The organism is Pelobacter seleniigenes DSM 18267 (genome assembly GCF_000711225.1).
In the GTDB taxonomy this organism is placed as follows: domain Bacteria; phylum Desulfobacterota; class Desulfuromonadia; order Desulfuromonadales; family Geopsychrobacteraceae; genus Seleniibacterium; species Seleniibacterium seleniigenes.
The window spans coordinates 77,098-96,813 of sequence record NZ_JOMG01000005.1; the positions used below are offsets into that span (position 1 = coordinate 77,098).

15 protein-coding genes are annotated in these 19,716 nt (G+C 55.5%); 7 read left to right on the forward strand and 8 right to left on the reverse strand.

Annotation, left to right across the window (positions count from 1 at the left end):
• Positions 1-6: 6 nt before the first annotated feature.
• The 4 genes from ptsP to N909_RS0121655 form a co-directional block, all read right to left on the reverse strand.
• Positions 7-2,334 (reverse strand): phosphoenolpyruvate--protein phosphotransferase, encoded by a 2,328-nt coding sequence (ptsP, locus tag N909_RS0121640; RefSeq protein ID WP_051690040.1) that lies wholly within the window; start codon positions 2,332-2,334, stop codon positions 7-9.
• A gap of 388 nt (positions 2,335-2,722) precedes the next feature.
• Positions 2,723-5,023 (reverse strand): sigma 54-interacting transcriptional regulator, encoded by a 2,301-nt coding sequence (locus tag N909_RS0121645; protein WP_029918197.1) that lies wholly within the window; start codon positions 5,021-5,023, stop codon positions 2,723-2,725.
• 84 nt (positions 5,024-5,107) lie between these two features.
• Complete coding sequence (locus N909_RS0121650; protein WP_029918198.1) at positions 5,108-6,088, reverse strand: ABC transporter ATP-binding protein; 981 nt, start codon at positions 6,086-6,088, stop codon at positions 5,108-5,110.
• A 4-nt stretch (positions 6,089-6,092) separates the two neighbouring features.
• Entirely contained in the window at positions 6,093-7,049 is a 957-nt protein-coding gene (locus N909_RS0121655) for an ABC transporter ATP-binding protein (protein WP_029918199.1), read from the reverse strand.
• 210 nt (positions 7,050-7,259) lie between these two features.
• Here N909_RS0121655 and N909_RS0121660 point away from each other — a divergent pair, with 210 nt between their 5' ends.
• The gene (locus N909_RS0121660; RefSeq protein WP_029918200.1) at positions 7,260-8,141 is read left to right on the forward strand and encodes a PHP domain-containing protein; all 882 of its coding nucleotides are present in this window, start codon (positions 7,260-7,262) and stop codon (positions 8,139-8,141) included.
• Between the two features lie 23 nt (positions 8,142-8,164).
• Here the strand turns inward: N909_RS0121660 and N909_RS0121665 are convergent, their stop codons facing one another.
• The 3 genes from N909_RS0121665 to N909_RS0121675 all read right to left on the reverse strand — a co-directional run bounded on the left by N909_RS0121665 (position 8,165) and on the right by N909_RS0121675 (position 11,392).
• Positions 8,165-8,947 carry an enoyl-CoA hydratase/isomerase family protein gene (locus tag N909_RS0121665; protein ID WP_029918201.1) on the reverse strand — a complete coding sequence of 261 codons (783 nt, stop codon included), beginning with the start codon at positions 8,945-8,947 and terminating at the stop codon, positions 8,165-8,167.
• 149 nt (positions 8,948-9,096) lie between these two features.
• The gene (locus tag N909_RS0121670) at positions 9,097-10,254 is read right to left on the reverse strand and encodes an aminotransferase (protein ID WP_029918202.1); all 1,158 of its coding nucleotides are present in this window, start codon (positions 10,252-10,254) and stop codon (positions 9,097-9,099) included.
• 4 nt (positions 10,255-10,258) lie between these two features.
• Complete coding sequence (locus N909_RS0121675) at positions 10,259-11,392, reverse strand: M20/M25/M40 family metallo-hydrolase (protein WP_029918203.1); 1,134 nt, start codon at positions 11,390-11,392, stop codon at positions 10,259-10,261.
• Between the two features lie 244 nt (positions 11,393-11,636).
• On the opposite strand from N909_RS0121675, the gene N909_RS0121680 reads away from it, so the two are divergent.
• The 5 genes from N909_RS0121680 (at position 11,637) to N909_RS0121700 (ending at position 16,437) form a co-directional block, all read left to right on the forward strand.
• The gene (locus N909_RS0121680) at positions 11,637-13,016 is read left to right on the forward strand and encodes a M23 family metallopeptidase (RefSeq protein WP_051690041.1); all 1,380 of its coding nucleotides are present in this window, start codon (positions 11,637-11,639) and stop codon (positions 13,014-13,016) included.
• 351 nt (positions 13,017-13,367) lie between these two features.
• Complete coding sequence (locus N909_RS0121685) at positions 13,368-14,483, forward strand: tetratricopeptide repeat protein (RefSeq protein WP_029918205.1); 1,116 nt, start codon at positions 13,368-13,370, stop codon at positions 14,481-14,483.
• 40 nt (positions 14,484-14,523) lie between these two features.
• The gene (locus tag N909_RS0121690; RefSeq protein ID WP_051690042.1) at positions 14,524-15,108 is read left to right on the forward strand and encodes an acyl carrier protein phosphodiesterase; all 585 of its coding nucleotides are present in this window, start codon (positions 14,524-14,526) and stop codon (positions 15,106-15,108) included.
• A 37-nt stretch (positions 15,109-15,145) separates the two neighbouring features.
• Positions 15,146-15,832, forward strand: a complete 687-nt coding sequence (locus N909_RS0121695) for a CAAX prenyl protease-related protein (RefSeq protein ID WP_029918207.1) — start codon at positions 15,146-15,148, stop codon at positions 15,830-15,832.
• 38 nt (positions 15,833-15,870) lie between these two features.
• Positions 15,871-16,437: a class I SAM-dependent methyltransferase gene (locus N909_RS0121700; RefSeq protein WP_029918208.1), complete on the forward strand. Its 567-nt coding sequence runs from the start codon at positions 15,871-15,873 to the stop codon at positions 16,435-16,437.
• Between the two features lie 104 nt (positions 16,438-16,541).
• On the opposite strand, the gene N909_RS0121705 is transcribed toward N909_RS0121700, so the two are convergent.
• Positions 16,542-17,882, reverse strand: coding sequence for a radical SAM family protein (locus N909_RS0121705; RefSeq protein WP_029918209.1), 1,341 nt, complete (start codon positions 17,880-17,882; stop codon positions 16,542-16,544).
• Positions 17,883-17,978: 96 nt separating this feature from the next.
• Between N909_RS0121705 and N909_RS0121710 the strand changes: the two genes are divergently transcribed.
• Positions 17,979-19,664: a B12-binding domain-containing radical SAM protein gene (locus N909_RS0121710; RefSeq protein WP_029918210.1), complete on the forward strand. Its 1,686-nt coding sequence runs from the start codon at positions 17,979-17,981 to the stop codon at positions 19,662-19,664.
• The last annotated feature ends 52 nt before the right edge of the window (positions 19,665-19,716 follow it).

The following is a 19,716-nucleotide window of genomic DNA, read 5'->3' on the forward strand; positions in this document are numbered from 1 at the left end:
AGTGGCTCAGCCGCGGTAGTAGTCTGCGATATAGTTTTCCAGCATTGTCCGGATGGTTTTGCTGTCCGCTTTTTCGAGGATGTCGCCCGCCAGGGTCTCTGCCGCCTTGCTGTCGATCCGGCTGATAAACCTTTTCAGCTGCGGGATATACGGGGCGGACAGGCTGAACTCATGAATGCCGATGCCGATCAGGGCGAGCAGACAGGCGGGGTCGGTTGCCATCTCCCCGCACACACAGATGTCAATGCCATTGTCTCGGGCCGCTTTGGAGATCCCTTCCAGTGACAGGAGTACGGCCGGGTGCAGTGGATCGTAGTAGCTCTCGACCCGCGGATTGGAGCGATCGGCGGCAAGCAGATATTGAATCAGGTCATTGGTACCAAGAGCGAAGAAGTCCATCTCTTTGGCCAGATGGTGGGCCAGGCGGACCGCAGCCGGAACTTCGATCATTGCCCCCAGGGGGACGTGCTCGGGGATACGGATCCCTTCCTGCTGCAACTTGGCCCTGGCTGCGCTGACAATCTCTTTGCAGGCAACGATCTCTTCCATATTTGAAATCATCGGGAAGAGTAATTTAACCGGTCCGTGCATGGCGGCCATGAGAATGGCTTCGATCTGGGTCTGGAAAATTTCTTTATTGTCCAGGCTGACCCGGACGGAGCGCCAGCCCATAAAAGGGTTGTCTTCCCGGGGATGGGTGAAGTAGGGCAACGCCTTATCCCCGCCGATGTCCAGGGTGCGGATGGTGACCGGCAGCCCGTCGAATTCTTCAACCACTTTTTTGTACAATTGGTACTGGGTCTTGCGATTGGGAAAATTGCTGCGTGCCATGTAGGGGAATTCGGTCCGATAGAGACCAACTCCCTCCGCACCGTTCTTTTTAGCGACACCGACATCGCTGACCAGGCCGATATTGGCGCGCAGGTTGATGCGGATGCCATCGCTGGTGGTTGCCAGGACATCGCGCAGTTCACTGAGTTTTTCCTGCTCTTGCAGGCGGTCTTGTTCCAGGCGGAGATATTCATCGACAACCGCAACCGAGGGATTCTGGTAAACATGACCGGTGTTGGCGTCAAGAATCAGGTTGGCGTCGGGTTGAATTCTCGCCACCGCCCCCTTGACACCGATCAAAGCCGGTATCCCCAGTGCTTTAGCCATAATAACTGAGTGGGAGTTGGCTTCGTTGGATTCGATGATCATGCCCTGGATCATGTGATGATCCAGTACGGCCATGTCCGAGGGGAGCAGCTTTTTGGCCACCAGGATCCCGGCATGGTTCAGGTGCAGCCCTTCCGGGTTTCTGCCGATCAGGTTGGCCAGCAGGCGACGGCCGATATCCTCCATGTCCGCAGCGCGCTCGCGCAAATAGGGGTCTTCCATCTGATTGAAAGCCTCAAGGTAGCTGCTGATGACTTTCTTCAGCGCATAGGGTGCGCTGTGGCGTTCCTCAATGAGCTTGTAGAGTTTCTCTATGAAGCCGCGGTCTTCAAGGATCATCAAATGCGTGTGGAAGATTGCAGCATCCTCCTGGGTCAGCTGATCCGCGACTCTTTTTTCCAGATACAGAGTCTGTATCCGGGTTTGGCGTAAAGCCTCGTCGAGGCGCTTCTGTTCGGCCTGAGGATCGATATTGCACTCATCAAAGATGTCGGCAAAGCCGAACTGTTGATCGACGACATTGGCCGGACCGCTGACCACCCCGGGATAGGCGGCCTGTCCTTGGAGGACATCACTTTGCAGCAGGTCTTCTGCTGCCGGGGACTGCTGGAGAGGTTCTGTCGGGAGCGGACGCTTGAACTTATGGATAGCGTCCAGCAGTCGGGCATTGACAACAATGGAGGCAACCTGAAAGGCAATCGTTGTTAACGTGGCGAGTTCTTCCTCGGAAAAAATGTGGGCCTTGCGGGTTTGAATGACCAGCACGCCGATGGAGTAGTTCCGATCAAATAACGGGATGCCGACAAAGGTATGGAATTGCTCCTCGCCGGTTTCAGAAAAATAACGATAATGGGGGTGATTCTGTGGCTCCTGAATAGCAAGGACCCGTTGTTCCTCGGCGGTTTTTCCGGTCAGGCCTTCGCCTATTTTCAGACTGACTTTGCCGATAGCGCCCTGATCAAGGCCGCGGGTTGCACGCAGAGTGAGGGTTTCCTTGTCCTCTTCCAGCAGATAGAGGGAACAGACGTCGGATTGGGCACGCTGGGCGACCAGGTCAACAATGTTGGCAATGGTTTCGTTCAGATCGTGGGATTGCAGGATCAGTGCGCTGATATCCTGCAGGGTACTCAACCCCAGCGTCAAATCTTTGTTCGGAGTGCTGTTTTGGGAATTCATCTAAGTCGGGACCATTTGTTATTCAGTTGATTTCTTGCTTGGGGGGAGCCCCATATTCGGGCATCAAGAACTTATTTTAGCTCAACCGACTTGGCATTGCGAACGAAAACATAAAAAAACACCGCCAAGGGGAGAGAGGAGCCTCGGCGGTGAAATAGGGATGTTTGAGATCCGTTCGGGCGGGAACGGGTACACCCTGTTACATGGGCTCTATATTAAGCAGCTATTGTGCCAAACTTGAGAGGCCTTCCTGTTTATTCTGTAACTGTCCAAAAAATGGAAGAATTATAATGTTTCCGATCTTTTGCTATGGAGACGAGACATATTATGTGAGCCACGAAGTGTGCCGGCTGTGGCACGAATGTGCGGCACATGTGTCGTTTGTGGCTCAGCTCTGGCGGCGAAAAAGGGTCGGATCAATCCCGCTGCGGTCGAGCATCCGATAAAATGTCCGCCGTGGGATGTCCGCCAGTTTTGCGGCCGCCGACACATTGCCTCCGGTTTGTTTTAAAAACTGGATGGCGAGATCCTTTTCCACTTTCTCAAATTGATCATTCCTTTGCTGACGCAGGCTGTTGGAGACCTCTTTGGGCCCTTCCTGCGGGCTGTCCTGAGCCAGGTTGGCAAAGGCCATGGGGAGCTGGTCCAGGTGAATACTGTTGTCGTGGGACAGGACAATGGCCCGCTCAATGATATTCTGCAGCTCGCGGATATTGCCTGGCCAGGGATAGCGTTCAAGGGCTCTCCTGGCGTATTCGTCAATGCTGTGGACATTTTTATTCAGCCGCTTCGCCGAAGTGTTCAGGAAATGATCAACCAGTTGCGGTATTGAGGAACTGCGATTTCGCAACGGTGGCAAGGTGATGGTAAAAACATTGAGGCGATAGAACAGATCTTCCCGGAACCAACCATTGCTGACACCTTCTTCAAGCTGGCGGTTGGTTGCGGCGATGACCCGGACGTCGACCTTGATGATATTGTTGCTGCCGACCGGTTTGATCTCGCCGTTGTCGAGGACCCGTAACAGTTCGGCTTGTAGTTTGGGAGTAATGTCGCCGATTTCATCGAGGAAAATGGTTCCCCCGTCTGCCGTTTCAAAGAGGCCTTTTTTGTCGGTGATGGCTCCGGTAAAGGAGCCTTTCATGTGGCCGAACAGCTCACTCTCCAGCAGATTGTCAGTCAGAGTGGTGCAGTTGACCGTCACCATCGGTTTGTCGGCGCGCTGGCTCGCTTCGTGAATGGCTCGGGCAGTCAACTCCTTGCCAGTACCGCTTTCACCGCGGATCAACACCGTGGTCGGGGTCGGACCGACCTGTTGAATCATGTGCAGGACCCCTTGGGTGTGTTGGTCATTGCCGATGATGCGGGTGTTGCCGTATTCCTGGTCAAGAGCGCGCCGCGCCAGTTCGTACTTCTGTTCCAGCTGTGAGCGGTCCTTTTCCAGACGATGGATAGAGTAGGGCAGGCACATACGGATATCTGCCAGGCCCTGATAGACAGCCACGGCATGTTCCCGACAGGTCGGGTAGCCGCAGCTGCCGCAATTCAGTTCATCCTGCTCTTCAAATTTGTCGGTCTCCAGCAGGATGCGTTTGATGGTCTCCCCGCTGGGGCGCTCCGGCTGGCGTGATTTGTTGGCAAAAACCCGGTCCAGTTTGAGATTTGGAGATTCCTGTAGATAGTGCGGAGCGGTATCGTAACTGATCTCCTGCTGCTGGTATTCGATGATCAGATTTCTTTTGGAGAATGAAGTCAGGCGATTGGTCCGGGCCGGGCCGCAAATGCAGCCCCCTTTGCAGAAGCGGACATCGACATAGCGCGGTGATATCCGCCCGGCAGCCAGGTCGCGAATGATCTCCAGGCTGTTTTCCTCGCCAACCGTTGAAATATAGTGAGGATTAAGGCCGTTGTTTTCGATTCCGAAATTGTTGAACGGGCCGCCGATAATCGAAAAGCTGCGGCCGATACTGGTTGGGCGCCCCGACATCGGGGTCCTTTTGAGCCGCTGCGGGTCAATCTTTTGGCGTTTGAACATGACGTTCAGCTCACTATAGGTCAGCACGGTATCGATGGCTCCGGTAACCGGTTCAGCGGTCACCTCAAATTTGCCACCGATGCACGAACTGATATAGACCACCCGAACCCGGCTGCCGCGGCTGGCTTTGATGAAGCGGCCGATGGCGATCATCGGGGAGACCACCGGAACCAGGTATTTCAACAGTTGGGGGTAGTGGCGTTCGACCAGGTCGACGATGGTTGGGCAATGGCTTGACAGAAGAGGCTGGCCCGGGTTTGCGGCGATAGCTTTGCGGTATTCTCCGGAGATCAACTCGACGCCGGCGGACCCTTCAAGGACTTCGTCGAAGCCGAGCTGTTTTAGCGCCGTGACCATTCTTTCCGGATGGAGGTCGTGGAAAAAAGCCGCAAAAGAACAGCCGAGAACTGCGACGGTCGGATCGTTGCTGTGCAGATGGTCTTCCGTTTCCTTGGTGGCATCAATGATGACCTTGGCCTTTTGCGAACAGCTTTGCACGCATTTGCCACAGCCGATACAGCGATGGGTGATGATCTCGGCGCAATCTTCAAAGATCCCGATGGCCTTGGTCGGGCAGTTGCGGACACAGGCGTAGCAGATTCGGCAGCGTTCACGAATGGTGGAAATCGGGCCGTTGACTTCTTTTAAGGTCATGCTGATTCTCCGGACAGATGAATTCTGTGCCGGATCGTGCCATTTGTGGCACAATGTGTCAAGCTGGCTTTTGCCGAAATCCTCTCAGCTGATTCGAAAGCGGCCGACCTGCTCATGAAAATGGCAGGCGGACAGGTGGTTGGGACCAATCTCGGTCAACGGTGGGGATTGTTGTTGACAGATCATCTGGGCATAGGGGCAGCGCGGGTGAAAATAACAGCCGCTCGGGGGGTGCACCGGAGAGGGGATTTCCCCGCTCAGCGCGGCCGGGCGGGGGTGGCCAGGATCCGGAACCGGTACGGCATTGAGCAGCGCCTCGGTATATGGGTGGCGAGGCTTGAGATACAGCTCGTCTGCATTTGCCAGTTCGACAATCCGCCCCAGATACATGACGGCGATGCGGTCGCTGACATGCTCGATGACCGCCAGGTCATGGGCGATAAACAGGTAGCTCAGGCCGTGTTCGTTCTTAATCTCCTGCAGCAGATTCAGAATCTGCGCCTGCACCGATAAGTCGAGGGCGGAGACCGCTTCGTCGGCAATGATAAGGTCGGGTTCAACGGCCAGGGCTCTGGCGATACCGACCCGTTGGCGCTGGCCACCGGAAAATTCATGGGGATAGCGATGCTCATGCTGGGCGGAAAGGCCGACTTTTTCGAGCAGTTCAATGACTTTTTCCCTGATCTGCCGGGGTGGAGCCAGGCGATGAATCTGCAATGGTTCGCTGAGGATCGCACCGACAGTCATGCGCGGATTCAGAGAAGAGAAGGGATCCTGAAAAATCATCTGCAGTCGTCGCCGGTAAGGGCGCAGTCGTCGTTCCGGAAGCTTGGTTAGATCCTCCCCAGCAAACAGCACCTCGCCCTGATCAGCCCTGAGCAGTTGCAGGATCAGTTTCCCGGTGGTGGATTTGCCGCAGCCCGACTCGCCGACCAAACCCAGGGTTTCACCCTTTTCCAATCCGAAGGAGATATCATCAACGGCTACCAGTTGACCTTTTGTCCTGCCCAGCGGGTCGGAGACGGAGAAGCTTTTGCGCAGATTTTTGACTTCAAGTAAGGGCATGAGCTTAATACCTCCAGCATCTGACCCGGTGGCCCGGTTTGATTTCCTGCAACTGTGGCACCTCGCTACCGCAGGGAGCGCAAGGGCATGGGCAACGTTCGATAAACAGGCAGCCGTCGTGCTGTTTTTTCAGATCTGGAACCTGCCCTTTGATAGTGGGCAGGCTCTGTTTGCGGTCCAGGCGGGGGACACAGTTGAGTAGCCCTTGGGTATACGGATGCAGCGGTTCGGCAAAGATCGTGGCAACGGGGCCGGATTCGACGATTTGCCCGGCATACATGACGGCGATGTTTTCTGCGTTGCCGGCGACCACACCCAGATCATGACTGATCAACAGGGTGGCCATTTGCCGTTGCTGTTTCAAGTCGAGCAAGAGATCCATGATCTGGGCCTGAATGGTGACGTCCAGGGCGGTCGTCGGTTCGTCGGCGATCAGCAGCTTGGGATCGCAGGCCAGGGCCATGGCGATCATGACGCGCTGGCGCTGCCCGCCGGATAACTGATGAGGGTATTCCTGCAGCCGTCGTCCTGTGTCGCTGATGCCAACCTGTTGTAACAGGCTGTCGGCTTCGCAGAGAGCGTCTTTTGCTGGCAGCCCTTTATGCAGAATGAGCACTTCGGCGATCTGGTCGCCGATGCGCAGGACCGGATTGAGGGAGGTCATCGGTTCCTGGAAAATCATGGCGATGTCATTGCCGCGGATGCGGCGCATTTCGACCTCGGGCAGGCGCAGCAGGTTGTGGTTGTCAAGGAGGATCTCCCCACCGACAATTTTGCCGGGCTCGGGCAGCAGGCGCAGCAGTGACAACGCGGTCATCGATTTACCACAGCCTGACTCGCCGACCAGGGCCAGTGTTTCGCCCGGATTGATGCTGAATGACACATCGTCGACAGCTTTGAGTAGTCCGTTGCGAGTGAAAAAATAGCTTTGCAGGTTGTTCACGACCAGACGTGCCGGCATATGGATAAATGTCCTTCCGGAAAAATTGCTATATAGCCAATTGTCTATTCAATTGTGTACACTGTGCTGAATCAATGGTCAAGAGGAGCGCGTTAACTGCTGTTGCCCGAGTGGTTGCCGGTGAATCAGGATGCCGTGCCGGGTGGGCAGGTTTTACAAAAATATCCGAAGAGGTTGAGGTTGCAAAATAGTGAAAGAAAAGATGGTTTCATGAACAGGTCCTATGTCGATCTGCATGTCCATTCGACCTGTTCCGACGGTTATCTGACACCGGAGGAAGTCATTGCGGCGGCGGCCCGTTGCGGTCTGGCCGCTATTGCGCTGGCCGATCATGACAATATCGATGGGGTAGCGCGCGCCATGCAGGCCGGCACTGCGTGCGGGGTTGAAGTTTTAACCGCGGTTGAGCTGTCGACCCAGTGGTTCGAATTCTCCGACATGCATTTGCTGGGGTATGGCTTTGACCTGGAGGACCCTTATCTGGCCAGGGCGCTGGCCGAATTTCAGTCTTTCCGACTGAACCGGAATCTGCAGATTGTCGAACGGGTCAATGAAAAATTACGCGTTGAAAATCGTCAGCCTCTTGATCCGGAGCGGGTCCGTCTTCTTGCCGGCGGGAGCATCGGTCGTCCGCATATCGCCCAAGCCCTGCGCGAAGCAGGGGTTGTTGATGGGAATGAGCAGGCTTTCGAACGTTATCTGGTCCCCTGTAATGTCCCTAAACGGTATTTTCCTGCCGATGAAGCCATCAACCTGATTCATGGTTGCGGCGGGATCGTCGTGCTGGCTCACCCTCCCTATGTGACGCGAGAACGAAGAGGTTTGGAACGGCTGGTGGCTGACCTGGTTCAACAGGGACTTGATGGTATCGAAGCATATAATAACGGTTCCGGTCTGGAAGAGACTGATCATTTGATCAAGCTGGCCCGGCAGCACGGCCTGGTCGTCACCGGCGGCTCGGATTTTCATGGCGACCCGGGTTCTCAGGTACGCATCGGCCGCGGGGTGCGCGGGATTCGCGTCCCTTATTCCTGTGTCACGGAAGTCCGTGCCTGTCTGGACAGTCGCAGTAAGCTGGTCGAGAACAGATAGCGGGCTGACTGCTCAGCTTTCGGTCAGCAGTCCTTCCAGGTCGGGGTCCGTTTTTCAAGAAAAGCCTGCATCCCTTCCTTCTGATCATGAGTGGCAAAGCACAGGGCAAACAGCTCGGCCTCGTAATGAAATGCTTTATCGATGGTCATTTCCATGCCGTTATCGACCGCCTGCTTGATCAGGCGGACGGCGGACTGCGATTTGCCGGCGATCTTCTGCGCCATGGCCCAGGCGCTATCGAGGAGTTGTTCCGCCGGAACCACCTGGTTGACCAGTCCGAGTTCTTTCGCTTCAGTCGCGCAGAGCATGTCTCCAGTCAGCATCAGTTCTTTCGCCTTGCCTTTACCCACCAGCCGCGGCAACCGTTGGGTTCCGCCCCAGCCGGGAATGATTCCCAGCTTGACTTCCGGTTGCCCCAGCTTGGCGCCCTCGGCCGCAATCCTGATGTCGCAGGCCAGGGCGAGTTCGCAACCGGCGCCAAGAGCATAGCCATTGATTGCGGCGATAAAGATTTTTTGGCCGAATTCGATAGCGTTGAAAAGTTGCTGTGCTTTGCGGACGACTTCCCTGGCTTCCAGTGGCCCCAGCGGCTGCATAGCCGCAATATCGCCCCCAGCGACAAAAGCTTTTGCTCCGGCCCCGGTGATAATGACAACTTTTACCGCGGGGTCTGCCTGCAATTCTGCGACCTGTTCGGCTAATTCGCTCAGAATCGCGGGGCTCAGGGAGTTGAGGGTTTGCGGTTGGTTGATGGTAAGAGTGGTGATGCCGTCTTTGCTGCTGACCAGCAGGTGTTGGCTGCTCATCGGGACAAACCTCCGCTTTTTGCCGCGAGCTGCGCCGCGGGCAGTCAGTTCACAGAATTTAATGAGGGTTGAGCCTCAGCTTTCACCTTAAGGGCACGGATGCGCAAAAGGTGCGCATCCGTTACTTGCTGCTGGTCGCATGCGGCCGGCTAGATGGCCTGGAAACGTTTGATGACCTGGGGGATCCGGTCTGTATCGATATTTCCGAAGGCCAGGCGCAAATAACCTTCAAGCCCGGGGCCAAAAGCTTCGCCGGGCAAGCAGATCAGGTGGTGCTGTTCCGCCAGTCGTTTGGTCGCCTGCCGGCCGGTGAGATCTTTCCAGGGGTGTCTGATCCAGGCGAAGAAGGATCCGCTGGCGGCGAGTTCAAACTCAAGGCCGGCGGCCAGGAACTGCTTCTTGAAGCTGTCGTGGCGCGCCTTCATCATCCTGCAGTTGTCCGCGACCCAGGCGTCCAGGTTGCGACAGCCGTACTGGAGGGCCAGCTGGGCCGGCCGGGACTGGCAGACCACCATGCTGTCCTGCAGTTTCAGGGCCTGTTCGACGACCGCTGCAGCGGCAAGCAGCGCCCCGCAGCGCAGACCGGTCAGGGCGAAGGTTTTGCCAAATGAGGCCAGGTGAATGAAGTGCTGCGACCAATCGGCTCTGGTCAACAGGTTGTGGGGCTGCTGGCCGACAAAAGCGTTGTAGGTTTCATCGAGGATCAGGGTGACGTTATGGGCGGCGGCAAGCTCGAACAATTGCTCAATCCCGGCGGCCGGCACCACCGCGCCAGTGGGATTACTCGGCGTGACCAGCAGGATAGCCCTGGTTTTCGAGGTTATCAGGCGGGCGATGGTTGCCAGCTCGGGTTGCCCCTGACTGGCGGGCTGGAACGGGGCGAACACGGCTTTGATGCCGAGGGATTGCAGCGCCATGAGGTGGTCAAAATAAGCGGGCAGCTGGACAATGACCTCATCGCCGGGACGGCACAGGCTGACGATGGCCAGCCAGAAGGCCTGGCTGGCACCGATGGTCAGACAGAGCTGGGCCGGGTCCGGAGTGCTCTGGTAATGCCGTCCATACCAGCGAGCCACCTCGGCACGGACTTCCGGCAGCCCCTCGTCAGGGCTGTATTTGAAGGTTAGCGGATCTTCCAGGCAACCCTGCAGGTATTTGATAAGCTCGGCCGGAGGTGCATAGCTGGGGATCGCCTGGCAAAGATCGAGAAGCGGCTTTTCTGCAGTAAACTGCCTGTTTTCAATCCACTTTTTGACCTCTGTAATCGGTGGCGGCTGGACCTGTATGACTTGCGGCGAGATTTTCATGGCATCAGGCCCGACGAATAATTTCAACCAGAAGTTCGCTGACTTTGACCATGTCGTCAACGGCGACCTGTTCATTGACGGTATGGACTTTGTTCATACCGCAGCCGACGATGACCATTTCGATGCCATGGCTGTTGAAAATGTTGGCGTCGGAGCCACCGCCGGCGGAGTGGATCGCCTGCGGGCGGCCGAGGCTGGTGCCGGCTTCTTTGATCAGCTTGATGATACCGGCGTCCTCAGCAACGCTCATGGAAGGATAATCTTCATGCAGCTCCATGGCCATTGAGGCTTGAATGTCAGCTGCTTCCATCTGGCTGGAGGCCTGCAAGACCTCTTCTTCGACAATGCGAATGATCTGCTCGGTCAGCTCTCGTAATTTTTCAGGATTGTGGCTGCGGACCTCGCCGAGCAGGTTGACGGTCTTGGGGATAATGTTGATGGCCTGCCCGCCGTTGAACAGGCCGATATTGGCGGTGGTCTCCTGATCGATGCGGCCCAGGGGCATTTTGGCGACGGCCCGGGCAGCAATCTGGATAGCAGAAATTCCCTGCTCGGGACAGATTCCGGCGTGCGCCTCACGGCCGAAAATATCGATTTTGAAACGATTGGCGGCCGGAGCCCGATTGATAACGAGATCCGTTCCACTGGTGTCCATGGCGATGCCGCGTTTTCCTTTAAGCTTGCTGAATACCAGGTTCTTGGCACCCAGTAAACCCTGTTCCTCACAGATGGTGATGACCAGCTCAAGGGGGACATGGGGTATCTTCTGCTCGCGAAGAACCTCAATCGCTTCAATGATTTCGGTTAGGCCGGCCTTGTCATCAGAGCCGAGAATGGTATCCCCGGCGCTGGTGAAGATACCGTCTTTAAGCACCGGTTGGACATTTTCCGCCGGAGTCACGGTATCCATATGACCGGACAGGATCAGCGGCTCGCCACTCTTGCTGCCGGGAATCCGGGCGATCAGGTTGTTGGCAGTGCTGCCGATGACAGCACCGGCCTCATCATATTCAATTTCGGCTCCCAGGGCGGTTAAGCGTTGTTCCAGGTATGCAGCGATCTCCGCCTCTGCAAAAGAAGGGCTGTCGATAGCGGCTTGTTTGCTGAATTCATCACATATGCGTTGTCTGTTTATCATTGCTTGGTGTCCTTGTCTTTTTTGGTTGGTTTGCTTATGTTATCCGGCCGTTATTCATCTGGCAAATAAATTGGCTGACAGCCTGAAAAAAACCACCAGCCGATTGACCGAAGGAGTGTTTTTGAGTTGTGTGATCACTGGCGAAGATCGCTACTGGACTCAATCCGGTTCAACTGTTATAATGCTCAAATTAAATAGTTTGACCTAAGTTTATTTTAATAAAAACCTGCTATGGGACAGCTTCATGGGAATTAATCAGGATTTTCATCCGCCGCTTAGCGCAAGTCAACCACACAAGCGCAAGAGCAAGGCCAGGCATCTGTTGTTGCTGGGCGCCCTGATTGTTGTTGCTGCACTGATTATCTTTTTTAACAATGCCACCAATTCCGGCCTGGAAGCTCGGGAAACCCCCTTTGCCGAGACTGTGTCGGTGCCACCCCCGCCGGTGGCCGAACCCGTGAGCCAGCCAGTTGCACCTGAACCGGTCATCGCAGAGATAAGAAGGATTGTGCCTGCGGGATCATCCATCACTGCTCTGCTGGGTGACTATTTCACTCCCCAGGAAATTTATCAGCTCAATCAGCTGAGTCGCGATGTTTTTCCATTTACCCGCATCTGCGCCGGTCAGCCTTACTGCATTACCACCCGAGACGGAGAGTTTCGCAAGTTCGTCTACGAAATCGATGAGAATGAGCAACTGATCATCAGCCGCGATGACGACCAAGTGTCGCTGGAAACCCAGCCGATCGTTTATGACGTCACGACTGAACTGATTGAGGGGACGATCTCTTCCAGCCTGTTTGACGCGGTTGCGGCAATCAACGAAGATCCCAAGCTGGCCTTTATGCTGTCCGATATTTTTCAGTGGGACATCGATTTTATTCTCGATATCCGTGCCGGCGACCGTTTTCAGGCGTTGGTGGAAAAACGTTTCCGGGACGGGCAACCGGCCGGGTATGGCCATATCTTGGCCGCTGAATTTGTTAACCAGGGGCAGGTGTTCAGAGCGGTTCGTTTTAAAAACGGTGAGCAGTCGGCTTCTTATTACAATGAAGATGGTGAAAATGTTCGCAAGGCGTTTCTCCGGGCACCCCTTTCATTTACCCGGATCTCCTCCGGCTATACCATGAAGCGTTTTCATCCCATTACCAAAACCTGGAAAGCCCACCCTGCCATCGACTATGTGGCCCCGGTTGGAACACCGATCAAGACGGTTGGCGAGGGGAGTATTTCCCGGATCGGTTATAACCGCGCCAACGGCAACTTTATCGAGGTGCGGCACAGCAACGGCTATCGTTCGATCTATCTGCATATGAAAGGTTTTGCCCGTGGCATGACCAAGAACAAGCGCGTTGCCCAGGGGCAGGTCATCGGTTACCTCGGCGGTACCGGGATGGCAACGGGGCCCCATCTCTGCTTTCGGATGCGTCACAATGGCGCGCCGGTCAATCCGAGTCGTCTGAAAGTTCCCGCCGCCAAGTCGATCAGCAAGGCAAACCTGGCCGCTTTTCAAGCGGTCGCACAGCCGCTCCTGGCTCAATTGGACACACATCTGCCCCATCACGACCAAGTGGCTAAGCTTGACCTTTCCCCGTCCACCTCAACGACGGGTTCGAGGGAATGACCGGCTGGCATGGCCGGTGACTGCATGATAATCTGAGCAGCGGTCAAATCCGGGCAGAACACATTCTGCCTGAAATTCTTATAAATAATATTGGCGGATGAGAACTGGGCATCAGGCCTATACGGGACGCCTTCTGCGGCAGATTATTTCCTGGCGGTCTGGTCCCAAAAGTACTGCCGGTTATTGATAAAGGGATCGCAGTCGTCTATGGTCAAGATTTTTTTGCCACTGATCAATGTGATTTTCGGGTTCCTTTACAGCGCATGATTGACCTCAAAGACTGGTGTAGGATTCATTTTTTGTTATGCTTTTCTGAACGTTATCGTAAATGAAAAGTTGGGAGTCTATTGTATGAAGACAGTGTATGTTCCACCACGGCAGCCGACCGGTGGAAAAAACTCGGTGATTGATATCTCGAAAAAGGCGCGCCAAAAACTGCGCGCCAGGCGTTATGCCGAAGCCAAGGAGCTGTTCCGAACCGGACTTGATATGGAGCCGGAAAATCCTTACCTGCTCTCGGGAATGGGTGATGCCTGCCGGGAAACCGAGGATTTTGCCGAAGCTGAGCGCTGTTATCAGGCCCTGCTCGAACTGGACGAGAAAAACCTATTTGCCCTGCGCGGCCTTGGTGATGTGTACAAGAAGTTGAATCGTCATCAGGACGCAATCAAGCTGTGGGAGCGTTATCTCGCTCTCCGGCCGCAGGATAAGCACGTCATGACCAGGATCGCGGACAGCTGTAAAGTGCTGGCTCTGTTCGAGCGCGCCGAACAGGCTTATCAGCAGATTCTGAAAATCGCCCCCAGTGATCGCTTTGCCCTGACCGGTCTGGCCGATCTGCTGCACCGGATGGGACAGGATGCTGAGGCCATTGCTACCTACGAAAAGGTTCTTAAATTCGATGAGAATGAGCTGCACATCCTGACGATAATTGGCAAGCTCTGTTGGCGGGTCTCCGATTTTGAAAAGGCGGAAACCTATTTTCGACGGGCACTGGCGGTTGATCCCCAAAATCCTTACGCTTTATATGGGCTTGGTAACTGCTACCGCTGGTACCGTGACTATGAAAAAGCGATTGAGATCTGGGAGAAGATTCTTGCCTGCTCGGAAGGAACCCAAACCCTGCATACCCGGATGGGCGATGCCTTTTTCAATCTCAACAGGCTTGCCGAGGCGGAGGTCTCTTACCGCAAAGCACTTGATTTCGGGCATGATGCCTTTGCGATGGCGGGACTGGTTTGCCTGCTCAGCGTGCGCAGAGAACTGGTCCGGGCAGGTCATTATTTTAATCTGTTGATTGAACAGGCCCATAATCCCGTGGATCAGTTCGATACTCTGATTAAACGATTTATCCGGTCCAGCCAGACCGAAGATATGCTGGTGCTGCTCAATCATCTGCTCGACACCGGTCAGGTCGCCGAGCCCTTGCTGCAGGTGATCAAAAACCAGCTGAATCAATCGATTTGAACACCGGCAGCGGTAGCCCCGGGGTCAATGGTACGGCCTCATGAATTATCTGGCCCATCTTTTTTTTTCCGATGCCAATGGTCTTGCCTGGGCAGGCTCTCTCATGGGTGATTTCCATAAAGGCAGCGACTTCAACGGGCTGCCGGATGAACTGGTTCGGCATCTGAAATTGCATCGATATATTGACGGTCTGACCAGGGTTGACGACGATTTTCAGACCAGCCGGCGGCGTCTTGACCCGGCCTTCCGCTATGCGCGCAGCGTTCTGGTCGATGTTTTTTACGATCATATCCTGGCCTGCCGGTGGGACAGCTATGCGCAACAACCACTGGCTGATTTTGCCAGCCAGGTGTATCGCGGACTTGAGGATTGCTATCATTTGCTCAGCCCCGGTTTGCAGCAACAGCTGCCGCGGATGATCAAGGACGATTGGCTGAGTTCCTATCGGCGGACCGATATCGTTGCCAGGGTGCTTGGCAGACTGGAGCAGCGGCTCGGCGGCAAGATTCCCCTGGCTTCCGGCTATGCCCAGCTTGGGCTCTGGCGACCGCAGTTGGAAGCTGACTTCGAGGCGTTCATGACCACGACCGACCGCCGGGTCAGGCACTGGAAAGATCGTCACTGAACACGCAGGGCTGGTTAAATGTTGATCAGGAGGGACAATGGGGAGAGCTGCCTGGGCCAGGATTATCCCGTTTGCAGTCTTTATGGGGTTTATCGCGGTAGAACAGGGCTGCCGCTGGCTGATCAATCATCAGCTGGTGCGCCTGAGTGAAACCGATCTTCTCTATCTTTATCCATGCAAAGCGCTCTGTGTCGGTGTCCTGCTCTTTTGGTTCCGGCGGGACTATTCTGAATTAAAGCCGGCCGATCTGAAAAAACTGTCTCACACCATGGCCAGTGTCGGTCTGGGACTGCTGGTTTTTGCCCTATGGATTCATATGGATTGGACTTTTGGCCAGGTCGTGCCCGAGACCGGATTCAATCCTGATCGGGTTGATGGACAGCTGCTGAAAAATGTTCTGATTCTGTTTCGGCTTTGCGGTGCGGCCTTGGTGGTTCCGATCATGGAAGAACTGTTCTGGCGCTCGTTCCTGTTGCGCTATATCATCAAGCCTGATTTCATTCAGGTTCCCCTGGGCACCTTCACCTGGGCGTCATTTCTGATTGGCGCTGTTCTTTTCGGTCTGGAGCATCATCTGATCATCGCTGGCATCATGGCCGGAGCGGCTTACAGCCTGCTGCTCTATTGGACGAAAAGCCTCTCTCAATGTATTGTCGCTCATGCGGTGACTAATCTGGCCTTGGGGCTTTATGTTTTGTCAACCAAGGCCTGGCAATTCTGGTAAGCTATCGCGGTTGGGATGCGTGTTAAAAGGAGTTCAGTATGAACATGAAACCAGCGGGAGCGGGGAAGAGCAGTTTTGATCTGCTGGCCGGGAATAAGGCATTTGACTTGATGGCGATCAAGGTTGGTTCCAGTTTTCTTGATCTGGCCTGTGGCTTTGGCCGCTACAGTCTGTTTGCGGCCGATCTGGTCGGGCCGAGCGGGCAGGTCCATGCCCTCGATCTTTGGGAAGAGGGGATTCTGCAATTACAGCAGCAGGCCGCGCAGGAACAGAAGGCGAACATTACGGCCCTGGTTGGTGATATTGCCGGTATCCCGTTGTCAGCGGCTTCCGTCGATTGTGCGCTGCTGGCCACTGCGTTGCATGACGTTGCGCAGCCGCAACGGGCGGCCGTGATTAGGGGGGTGCACCGGGTGTTGAAACCCGGGGCGCACTTCTGTGTGATTGAATTCAAGCGGCGGCAGGACGGCCCCGGACCGCCCTTGGCCATCCGCCTCGCTCCTGCGGATGTGGAAACCCTGGTCCTGCCGGCAGGGTTTGAGACTGTTGCCAGTGAATCAGTGGGGGAGGCCCTGTATCTGCTCAAATTTCGAAAAAAAACCTAATGAGCGTTCGGCTGAGGCACCTCCTGGCAGGGATGCGCCTCAGCCGAACGGCCAAAAGTGCTCTGATCTCTGTTCTGCTCATTTTCAACCTGAGCAGGCGCCATTTACCCGATGGAAGCTGGCAGCGGCCAATCGGTTTCATAGCCGGGCGGGTAGAAATTTTCTTTGCAGCGGTTGAAGTAGCCGTACTGAATCCGGGGGATTTCCCGCTTGATCCGGTCCAGCATGGTTTTCATGCCGATCCCTTGCCCCTCGGCGCCCATGGCGCGCCAGTACATTAACGGATCGATACTCAGATTGCGCATCTGAATCAGATCGATACCGATCTCTTCGATGACTTCCTGCAGGCGCTCAACTTCGTCTTCGCGGTCGCTGATGCCTGGAAAGACCAGGTAGTTCAGCATGGTGAACATGCCGTGCTGCTTGGCACGGCGCGCGGATTCCATGACATCGCTGAAACGGTAGTGGCGGGGGCGGTAGTAGGCGTTGTAAAAGCGCTCCTGGACTGAGTTGAGGGAAATCCGGATCGAATCGACTCCGGCCTTGGCCAGCTTGTCAATAGCATCCGGTATGGAGGCATTGGAGTTGAAGTTGATGGTTCCGCGGGTGGTCTGTCGGCGCATTTCCCGGACCGCGGCGGCAATGGTATCGGTCTGCAGGATCGGATCTCCTTCACAGCCCTGGCCGAAGGAGACAATGGCATTCTCCGCGTGCTGCAAGTGCGGAACTGCAACCTGGCAAATTTCTTCGACCGTCGGTACAAAATCCAGCCGATCCTGGCTGGACTGACAGGCTTTGGGTTCTTCTTGATAGGAAATGCAGCCCAGGCACTGGGCGTTGCAGGCCGGTGAGGTGGGCAGGGGCGCTTCCCAGCGACCGAAAAACAGATTTTTTGCGGCAAAGCAATGGTAATCGAGGGCGCAGCGCGACAGTTGCACCACCAGTCGATTCTCCTGCTGCTCGGCAACCCGGCGGCGTACCAGCGGATCCAGCAACCGATCGTCAAAGTATTGCGGTTCCCATTGACGATTACGGTCGACCCGGACCGCGGCCACGTAAAAGCGCTCTTCTTCGACACACCAGCCGACCGCGGTATAGGACCAGAGGGTGAGTTCAACCTTTTTTTGGGTATAGTCTGCCGCGGGCAGAAGAGTGCGGGTGAAGGCTGGCGTGACAAAGGCTGAAACCGCCTGGACAGGACCGCCGCCCCAGCTTTTCGGTAACGCGGTCAAGGTTTTCCGCTCGCCGCTGCGGCGATCAAAACCGATCGGTGGAGTATCGGGAATGGTGAACAGGCGGCTGCCTTCCGGGAGGGGAATCAGTTCGTCTGCTTGCGGGCGGCAACAACTGGTTCCGTTCATTCCCGCCATTAGCAGTTCGGGGTATTCAAAGACTTCACCGGTGGCGTCAGCGACAACGGTCAGAAATGTTTTTGTTCGGCTCATTGACGTTTATCCTTTCATGTCGGCGGAGAATATCATAACCGCTGCAGCGCGACAATTTCTCATTGACAGCGGCGAAGGGCCGGGTATTCTGCGCACATGAAAATCCTTTTGACGACCCTGCACAGCAAATATGTCCATGCCAGCCTCGCGCTGCCTTATTTAAAGGCCTATTGCCAGGATATCTGTCCGGATATGGCGATCCGCGAATATTCTGTCAACGAGCCAAAAGAGGTGGTTCTGGCACAAATGATGAGCCTTCACCCCGAGGTGATTTGCTTCTCTGTATATCTGTGGAATCGTTGTGCCACCCTGGACCTGGCGGCCTGCGTCCGGCGCATCGACCCCGCTATCAAAATTGTCCTGGGGGGCCCGGAAGTCTCTTTTGAGGAGGATAGCTTTTTCGACCGATTTGAGGTGGATGCCATTATTCGCGGGGAAGGGGAGATCCCGCTGCGCCATCTGCTTGCTGCCTGGCAAAATGATCGGCTACCTGCTGCGTTTCCGGGACTGCAGTTGCCTGCAGTTCAAAATCCTGCCGATACCAGTCTGCTTGCATCCCTGGATGCTATCCCCTCTCCGTTTCAGGCCGGTCTGGTTGATTTGAGCAAAGGGCTGGTCTATTTTGAGAGCAGTCGCGGTTGCCCCTATTCCTGCAGCTTCTGTATGAGTTCACTGGATGAGCGGGTGCGGTCATTTTCTATGGAGCGGATCCAGGTCGATTTGCTGCTGTTGCTGCAGAGCCGGGTCGCCCTGATCAAATTTGTCGACCGGACTTTTAACTATGATCCGGCCCGGGCCTATCAGCTGTTTTCTTTTATCCTGGCCAATAATATCGCCAGCCAATTTCATTTTGAAATCGGTGCCCATCTGCTTGATGAACAAACATTGCGGCTGCTGGAGCAGGTTCCTCAGGGGGTGTTTCAGTTTGAGATCGGTGTCCAATCGACTCTGCCGGAAACCCTGCAGTTGGTCAGACGGCAGGCCTCGCTGGATAAGCTGGAGCAGAACATTCGCCGCCTCAAGCAGCGGACCGCAGTCCATGTGCATCTCGATCTGATTGCGGGGCTGCCAGGTGAAAGCTACCGACAGTTTCTGCACTCGGTCGATCGGACCTGCGCCCTCGGCCCCGATCACCTGCAGTTGGAACCAGTCAAGTTGTTACCGGGAGCACCGCTACGCGCCCAGGCGAAGACCTGGGGCATCCGCTTCGATCCGCAGCCGCCTTATACGATCCTGGCGGCGGACTCCATCTCTTTCGACGAGTTGGAACGGATCCGGGGGATCGGCCGCCTGCTGGATCTGGTCGTGAACAGCGGGCGCTTTCAGCACAGTCTGAACGGTCTGCAGGCTCTGGGTTTGTCGGTTTCAGCGGTTCTTGAAGGGCTTGACCGGTTCTGGCGGGACAATGATCTTTACCGGCAAGGGCGTTCTTTACGGGCGCTCTATTTTGAAATCGATGGTTATCTGAAAAAGAACTTCTCAGGACTGGAACTGATGCGGTTGCGGGAATCCCTGGGGCGGGATTTTGCCAGCCATGAGCGGGTGGTCAGTGGCTCGGCCCCGGATTTTTTCGACGTCAAGCTGACCGCTGCGGAAGCTGCTGCGGTTAAGCAATGTCTCAAAGCAGAGTTGGATCGCCTCGAACGCCAGGGGAAAATCCAATATTTTGCCGCTGCGTTTCAACATCTGCCGGATTATCCCGCCGGCCGGACTCTTCTGCTGTTTCTTTATCACAGCAAAACCGCAAGCGGCCTGGACGTGAAGGAACTTGCGGTGCGCTGATTCCTGAACGGTCTGACCGCCGGACAGGTCCACGACCTGTCCGGCGTCTTTT